The following is a 7358-nucleotide window of genomic DNA, read 5'->3' on the forward strand; positions in this document are numbered from 1 at the left end:
TGCAATGGCATCGATCGCCCATCCCGGAATCACGCAAGCGTTGGTGCTGGCTTCAAGGTCGTCGACCACTTCCTCGACGGTAACGATGCTCTTGTCGGCCGCCAGGATCGCCTCCTTCTGCACGCCGATGATGCCTTCCACCAGGACGTTGCCCTTGCGATCCGCCTTCTGCGCATGCACCAGGGAGACGTCGGGACGCACCGACGGTACCGCCGCAAGGCGTTCACCGGTGAATGGACACTCGATGTACTTGATCTGGTGATTGACGCTAGGCAGCTCGCTGCCCACGTAACCGCGCAATACTGCCAGCGGCAGCCCCGCCGCGCCGGCCTCGAACGCACACGCCATGGCCGCGTGGCTGTGCTCGAAGATCTCCACCTTGTGCGGCCAGTCTTTCTCCACCGCGTCGCGCAGACGATGCAAAGACCCCACGCCCGGGTTGCCACCCCAGGAAAAGATCAACTTCTTGGCGCAGCCAGCACCGATCAATTGGTCGTAGACCAGGTCCGGCGTCATGCGGATCAGCGTCAGGTCACGCTTGCGCTGGCGAATGACTTCATGTCCGGCGGCGAAAGGAATCAGGTGGGTGAAGCCTTCCATGGCCACGGTGGCGCCATCTTCGACATAGCGCGACACGGCATCATGGAGGCTAAGAAATTCGGCCATGCGGGTTGCCTCGCAAATTGTTCGCTTGGTGAACATTGGTTTGTGATACGAACAAAATAATCACGGAAACATGCCTCGTCAAACCTCAGGAAGACGCAGCACTTAGCAACCACATTGGCTTGAAAGTCTACATATATCTTTTAAAACAATGAGTTATGGTTAAGAAAGGCGTTCATTCACACACTCGACCAGGCAACGGCTACTACCAATGTATAAACCCGGATCAACACATGCCCGCAGACGCTCTGCATCCACCTGCCTCGCCACCCCCTCGTCAGCCAGGAGCACATCGGCATAAGCGAGGTCTCGGCGATCAAGATTAGGTCTCACAGAACACAATCGCTTGCATCGCAGTACGCCTATCAAGGCACATGCATAAGCAAGCAAGTGTTCGCATATCGAACTTCTTTGTGAATTTGGTACTATACTTTGATAATCAGCGATGAGAGGTCATAGAGTATGGCATCACAAGATGGAGCGCTTGCGCCTGACGATAGTGACTTCGTTACTGCGTTGGCAAGCGGCCTAGAAGTCATCATGGCATTCGATCAAACTACTCCCCGCTTGACGCTCAGCGAGGTCGCCACGAAAACCCACATGAACCGGGCCAAGGCCAGGCGCTTCCTGTTGACCTTGCATGCCTTGGGATACGTTCGTAAGCAAGAGCGTTATTTCGAACTTTCACCCAAGACTCTACAACTAGGTTACGCCTTTCTTTCGGCGAACAACTACCATAACGCTATCCAAAAATACCTGGAAGATATCACACAGGAGACCGGCGAATCCTCGTCTCTAGGCGTGCTCGATGGCAAGGATGTAATCTACGTGGCGCGCTCCGCAGCCAAGCATCGCCTGATGGCCATCACGCTTGCGGTAGGTACTCGGCTGCCCACCGCCTACACTTCCATGGGACGCATTCTACTAGGCACATTGGCGAATAAGGAGCGCCACCGCATCCTGCAAGAAAGCGAACTAGTCGCGCATACCGCACACAGCATTACCAATATTCAAACGCTCGAAGCCGAAATCATTAAAGCCCGCGAGCAAAGCTATTGCATCGTTGACCAAGAGCTCGACCCGGGGCTTCGTTCGATCGCCGTACCTATATTCAGCGGAGAAGGTCGCTTGCTTGGCGCTATGAACGTATCAACGAATTCCGCTCGCGTGCCTCTCGAAAGGCTCAAAGAACAGATTCTTCCCTGCCTGCAAGGCAATGCGGCGGAGATAAGAAAGACACTAATTTAGCGTGACTCTTTTAAAGGGCTCTTCGTCGTTGAATATAATATTCACTCTTGCACTGATCCAAAATAAAGCCTCCACTACAAACGAACCTTGAACAGCAACTATACAGTTGCTACTGGAGTCGCTGGCGAGCCAATCGCCCCCGGCAGACATAGTGGCGGCGCCGTCAGCAAGAACCGATTACGGCCACAGCTCCTCAACCACTCTGCCAGGTCTTTCAGATACCACAACTCCGCCAGTGGCAGGCCTAGCTTGAACAAGCAATGATGATGTAGCGGCAGCTTGGAGCAGCACGCCGGCGCAAGCTCGCGATCTATATCCTCCACCGCATAGTTATCCGCACCGATCGCTGCGATGCCGCTATCGGTGATCCACTGCAGCAAGGCTGGATCGTTGCCATCGAGCACCGCCCCAGTGTTTTTTAGCACGTCTGGCTGTGGGGTCCCCTGCATGTCCAGCAGCGCTTCGGCAAACCCTGTGCGCAATATCAGCATATCGCCACGTTCCACTACCACGTTCAGTTGTTCCAGCGCCTTCATCAATTCCCGATGGCCTATCAGTGTCCGGCCCACGCCGAAAACCCGTACCAGATCCACCAGTACAGCCCGGCCCTGCATACCGTGAGCCGCCAACGTTTCGATTCCCAGGCACCCAGCATAGGAGTCGTGCCACTGTGCTGGTTCTTGGCTCAAGTCAAGTACGTCCTGCTCCGCCAGGTGACCGTTGTAATAGCGACGCTCCGGCGTACCATCGTCGTCGCTATCGAACAGGGCGCCTACATGGGCCAGAGAGTCCCATTGAGTGGAGTACTGTAGCGATAGCTGGACCTGGTCGTCGCTGATGACGTCACGTAGCTTGGGGCTATGCTTGGCTAGGGAAAAGTTGATGTACTGGTCATTATCAAGTGACGTCGGGGTCAGCTTCGGCGGTGAGCGCCGCGGGTTCAATACTTGGCCTCCCGGGATATCCAGGGGTAGCGACAAGCAGAACGTCACTCCTTCGTGGACTTCTTTGACGCCTTTGAGTACCTGCTCAGTCCCGATCAGGTTGACGCGCCCTAGTTGGTCGTCGGGGCCAAAATCCCCCCAATTGCTGCCCTCAGGGCGTTTCTTCCAGCGTGGCTGATTCATGACTCGTTTCCCCTTGAGTGTTGCGCGGCGATTTCGAGAATGCATTGCAGGCTTTCCCGCTCCTGAGCTTGATGCTGTGCATAAGACCCGTCGCTCCAGTGGTAGAAGCCCCGCCCCGCCTTAGCTCCCAAGCGACCTTGGGCTACGTAATCTTCGAGCAGAGCCGCAGGCTCCTGGCGTGCATCGAGGTCCGTATAGAGGTAACGAGCAATATTCAAATGGGTATCCAGCCCATTGAGATCACGTTGGCACAGCGGGCCGTTCAGCGCCATGCGTATGCCAATGGAGTACTGCACAATGTCGTCCAGCGCGTCGACTTCCACCACCCCTTTCTCCAGAAGGGAAAGGCATTCGCGCATCACCGCGTGCTGGATCCGATTGGCGACGAAACCGGGCACACAGGTATTCAGGACCGCCGGTCGTTTTCCCAACCGCTTGAGCCAACGGCAGGCCTGTTCCACTACCGACGCCTCGGTATGGCTATCGGGGACCACTTCCACGGTAGGGACGATATCCGCCGGGTTGAAGAAGTGCGTCCCCAAGAACCGCTGCGGAATGCGCATAGCGCTGCCGATATCGTCGATCGGGATACCCGAGGTATTAGTCATAATTATGGTGGAGTCAGCCACATCGGCCTCGATTTGTGCCACTACCTTCTGCTTGATCGAGACGTTTTCGGTCACGCTCTCGATCACGAAATCAGGGCTCCCCCCCACTGCCAGTTCCGTGGTAAAGCAGATGGCGTCAGCGTTTGCCCCCATGCGCAGACGGCTTGTTTCCAGCACCTGCGGATTGGTATCCACCACGGAGACTTTGACGCCGTGCGCCGTCATCAACTTGGCCAGGGTGGTGCCCATGGTGCCGGCACCTACCACTACGGCTTGCAATGAATTGTCCTGCATCAGTTTCCTTTCCCTTCGTCTGATCCGGGCTTCGTTTCAACCAGACATAGACAAATGTCGCATTGAACAAAATCATTCGCGGATGAACCATCTAACTCAATATACGAACTTATGTACGTCATGCGTACATGATAGACAATGACAACCTTTCCGACAATAAGAGGCCTCTTCCAATGAATGCGCTGGCAAATTTCTTCACCCGGATCGTCAACCGCTATATGCCAGATCCCCTGATCATCGCCATCCTTCTGACCGTTCTCACGATGCTCCTAGCAGTGCTCGTGGAGGGGACCAGCCCATTGAATGCGGTACGCTATTGGGGCGATAGCTTCTGGGACTTACTGGCCTTCAGTATGCAAATGACAGTCATCCTCCTGGCGGGCTATATCCTGGCCAAGACGCCACTGATGGATGGAGCCCTTAACCGCCTCGTTGCGCGCGTCAAGACTCCCTTCATGGCTATTATCGTCGCCACCTTGGTAGGCGGTATCGGCAGCTGGTTGAACTGGGGGTTTGGTCTGGTAATCGGGAGTATCGTCGCCCAGAAGCTGGCACTCAACGTCAAAGGTTTGCATTACCCCCTAGTGATTGCCGCTGCGTACTCAGGTTTCGCCCTTTATGGCATCGGCCTGTCCGGGAGCGTGCCGCTGCTAATCGCCACCGAAGGCCACTTTCTTGAAGACGCCATCGGGCTGATACCGCTGAGCGAAACGATTTTCTCGCCCATCCTATTGATCACCAGCGCTCTTATTCTTCTCACCCTCCCCTTCTTCAATGCCTGGCTGCATCCCAAAGACGCCAAGGATACCGTCGAAATCGATCCGTCCTCAGTCGCAAAGCCCTCCGCGCCTCCCCTTAGAAGCAGTGACAAGATCACCATCGCCGAACGCTTGAACCGTAGCCGGGTGGTAGGTATCGGTATTGGTTTGCTGGGCATGCTGTATATCGCGTTATATACCGTGGATGGCGGCTCGCTGAACCTCAACACCGTCAATTTCGCTTTCCTGTTCCTGGGTATCTTGCTGTTTGCCTCGCCGGCCAATTACCTGGCCGCATTGACGGACGGGATTCGTATCGTCTCGGGTATCATCGTGCAATACCCATTCTACGCCGGGATCATGGGGATTCTGGTGGGTTCGGGCCTGGTGGTTTCGTTCTCCAATACCTTTGTCGATATCTCCAGCGCGCGAACCTTGCCTATCTGGTCGTTCATCAGCGGCGCCATCATCAACCTGTTGGCACCGTCCGGTGGCGGCCAGTGGGCGGTCCAAGGTCCAGTCATGGTGCAAGCTGCCACGGAAATAGGGGCTTCCCAGGCGGCCACGGCGCTAGCGGTTCAGATCGGCGACCAGTGGAGCAACATGATCCAGCCGTTCTGGATCCTCCCGGTACTGGCCATTTCGGGCTTGAAGCTGCGCGACGTGATGGGCTACATGGTGCTGATTCTGATCTACCTAGGCATCATCTACGCCAGCGCCATGCTGATCTGGGGCTACCTCGGCGCCTGACCCCGCTTACCAACAGGAGTTTTTCCCATGCCTTTTCTGATCGAGACCTTCGATAAAGCCGACCGCCAGGCCCTGCGCCTGGAGGTACGCCAGACCCACCTGGATTACCTAGAGGCCAACGTGGATGTCCTGCTGGCCTGTGGCGCCAAGCTTTCCGATGATGGAGAGACGGCATCCGGCGGCATCTACCTGGTCGACCTGGACAGCCGCGAGGAGGCCGAGCGTTTTATCAAGGCCGATCCATTTTATCAGGCGGATCTGTTTGCCGAGTTCAAGGTCATACGCTGGCGGCAAGCTTACCTGAACCGGAAGAACACTCTTTAGCGCAAGCACAAGGGAGAAACGCGATGTTGTTTCATGTAAAAATGGTCGTGAAGCTGCCGCCGGACATGCCCGCCGAGCAAGCGGCCGAAATCAAGGCGAAAGAGAAAGCCTACTCGCAGGAGCTGCAACGTCAGGGTAAGTGGCGTCATCTTTGGCGGGTCGCCGGCAGCTACGCCAACGTCAGTATTTTCGACGTCAGCGACAACGCCGAACTCCAGGAGCTCATCAGCGGCTTGCCCCTGTTTCCCTACATGGATATCCAGGTGAAACCGTTATGCCGTCACCCCTCTTCCGTGCACGGGGATGATACGTAAAGCCCCCTATCGCCTCGCCGTATTTATCGGCGAGGCGTCTTTCTATCAGACACATGTTGCATCGACATGTAACGCCGAGGACAGCTGAATGAGCCAAGACTCTGCTCAAAGTAACGGTACTCAAGGACACGCGACTCAAAACCACTGCGCCGTCGTTACCGGCGGGGCGAGAAACATCGGCCAAGCCATCGCCCTACGCCTCCAGCAGGATGGCTATTACGTTATCGTGGTGGATATCGTCGAGCCGGAAACAGACTCACTGAAAGCGGAGGCGCGCCAGGTCGACCTTGCCGATGCCGACGCCACCCGGCGGGTAATGGAAGAAATTGCCGAGCGCTACACAGTGACGCGGCTGGTCAATAACGTGGGCATCGTAACCCCAGCGCTGCTTGAGGAGGCGTGGCTCGAGGACTTCGACAAGTTGATGCACCTGAACGTGCGCTCGGCGCTAGTCTGCACTCAGGCACTGCTGCCCGCCATGAAGGCACACGGCATGGGCCGCATCGTGTTGAATACCAGTCGTGTGGTACTAGGCAAGGAAGCGCGTACCATCTACAGTGCCACCAAGGGAGCCCTGCAATCCATGGCCAGAACCTGGGCGCTGGAGCTGGCGGAACATGGCATTACCGTCAATTGCGTCGCCCCCGGGCCCATCGCCACCAGCGCCTTCTGGCAGAACAACCCGCCCGATTCCGAACGCGCCCACCGTATCATCGGCAATATCCCGCTACGGCGCATGGGCCGGCCCGAGGACGTGGCTCAGGCCATCAGTTTCTTCTGCGACGAGCGCAGCGGCTTCATTACCGGCCAGACACTCTTCGTCTGCGGCGGTGTCACCACTGGTTAAGTACTGGATAGCCGGTCATCGACACCATCTACAGCTAGTGCCCTAAAGCCATGAAGGTAGGTATCCACCTATCAATCAGTGGACACGTATCATGACCGCCCCAAGCACTGTCCGTGTGATCCTGCATCGTCGCCGTTACAACTAGGATGAGTGGCAAACAGCCGCCGACAAGACCATCGACGAGTGGATCGCGAATATGGACGAAGAAGGCTACGACGGCCAGCAGCTCTACGACGACGCCAGCCAACTCGTCGACAAGTACACCAAGCAAACGCAATAAGCGCCTATGCGCGGGGCAAATTCGCCCCGCGCAACCTCCTGCCTTCGCTCTCCTTCAGCACCTCTTTCGCTCCCTTCCGACCAAAGTCTAGGTACGTCCGATTGTCGTGATGTCCCGGTGTTTCTATGATGGGCCTTTCCCATCG

General features: G+C 56.5%; 8 protein-coding genes. 5 read left to right on the forward strand and 3 right to left on the reverse strand.

Going from position 1 to position 7358, the window contains the following annotated elements; translation table 11 throughout:
- Window positions 1-666 (reverse strand): CoA-transferase (locus OP496_RS16135; protein ID WP_280564819.1); only part of this gene is annotated, 666 nt, incomplete at its 3' end.
- A gap of 459 nt (window positions 667-1125) precedes the next feature.
- Here OP496_RS16135 and OP496_RS16140 point away from each other — a divergent pair.
- Window positions 1126-1911 (forward strand): IclR family transcriptional regulator C-terminal domain-containing protein, encoded by a 786-nt coding sequence (locus OP496_RS16140; protein ID WP_280564820.1) that lies wholly within the window; start codon window positions 1126-1128, stop codon window positions 1909-1911.
- A gap of 98 nt (window positions 1912-2009) precedes the next feature.
- On the opposite strand, the gene OP496_RS16145 is transcribed toward OP496_RS16140, so the two are convergent.
- Window positions 2010-3038 (reverse strand): cyclase family protein, encoded by a 1029-nt coding sequence (locus OP496_RS16145; RefSeq protein ID WP_280564822.1) that lies wholly within the window; start codon window positions 3036-3038, stop codon window positions 2010-2012.
- Entirely contained in the window at window positions 3035-3940 is a 906-nt protein-coding gene (locus OP496_RS16150; RefSeq protein ID WP_280564823.1) for a 3-hydroxyacyl-CoA dehydrogenase NAD-binding domain-containing protein, read from the reverse strand. The genes OP496_RS16145 and OP496_RS16150 overlap by 4 nt, the downstream gene beginning before the upstream one ends.
- A 173-nt stretch (window positions 3941-4113) precedes the next feature.
- On the opposite strand from OP496_RS16150, the gene OP496_RS16155 reads away from it, so the two are divergent.
- The 4 genes from OP496_RS16155 to OP496_RS16170 all read left to right on the forward strand — a co-directional run bounded on the left by OP496_RS16155 (window position 4114) and on the right by OP496_RS16170 (window position 6933).
- Entirely contained in the window at window positions 4114-5448 is a 1335-nt protein-coding gene (locus OP496_RS16155; RefSeq protein WP_280564824.1) for a TIGR00366 family protein, read from the forward strand.
- 27 nt (window positions 5449-5475) lie between these two features.
- On the forward strand, window positions 5476-5772 hold the full coding sequence (locus OP496_RS16160; RefSeq protein WP_280564825.1) for a YciI family protein: 297 nt from the start codon (window positions 5476-5478) through the stop codon (window positions 5770-5772).
- Window positions 5773-5795: 23 nt separating this feature from the next.
- Complete coding sequence (catC, locus tag OP496_RS16165; protein WP_280564826.1) at window positions 5796-6086, forward strand: muconolactone Delta-isomerase; 291 nt, start codon at window positions 5796-5798, stop codon at window positions 6084-6086.
- Between the two features lie 88 nt (window positions 6087-6174).
- Window positions 6175-6933, forward strand: a complete 759-nt coding sequence (locus OP496_RS16170; protein ID WP_280564827.1) for an SDR family oxidoreductase — start codon at window positions 6175-6177, stop codon at window positions 6931-6933.
- The last annotated feature ends 425 nt before the right edge of the window (window positions 6934-7358 follow it).

The sequence above is a fragment of the Chromohalobacter sp. 48-RD10 genome (genome assembly GCF_029889785.1).
In the GTDB taxonomy this organism is placed as follows: Bacteria; Pseudomonadota; Gammaproteobacteria; order Pseudomonadales; family Halomonadaceae; genus Chromohalobacter.

Bases quoted from the DNA above. Each gene is read 5' to 3' on its own strand.
- OP496_RS16145 (WP_280564822.1), bottom strand. From the start codon at position 3,038: ATGAATCAGCCACGCTGGAAGAAACGCCCTGAGGGCAGCAATTGGGGG.
- OP496_RS16140 (WP_280564820.1), top strand. From the start codon at position 1,126: ATGGCATCACAAGATGGAGCGCTTGCGCCTGACGATAGTGACTTCGTT.
- catC (WP_280564826.1), top strand. From the start codon at position 5,796: ATGTTGTTTCATGTAAAAATGGTCGTGAAGCTGCCGCCGGACATGCCC.
- OP496_RS16160 (WP_280564825.1), top strand. From the start codon at position 5,476: ATGCCTTTTCTGATCGAGACCTTCGATAAAGCCGACCGCCAGGCCCTG.
- OP496_RS16155 (WP_280564824.1), top strand. From the start codon at position 4,114: ATGAATGCGCTGGCAAATTTCTTCACCCGGATCGTCAACCGCTATATG.
- OP496_RS16170 (WP_280564827.1), top strand. From the start codon at position 6,175: ATGAGCCAAGACTCTGCTCAAAGTAACGGTACTCAAGGACACGCGACT.
- OP496_RS16150 (WP_280564823.1), bottom strand. From the start codon at position 3,940: ATGCAGGACAATTCATTGCAAGCCGTAGTGGTAGGTGCCGGCACCATG.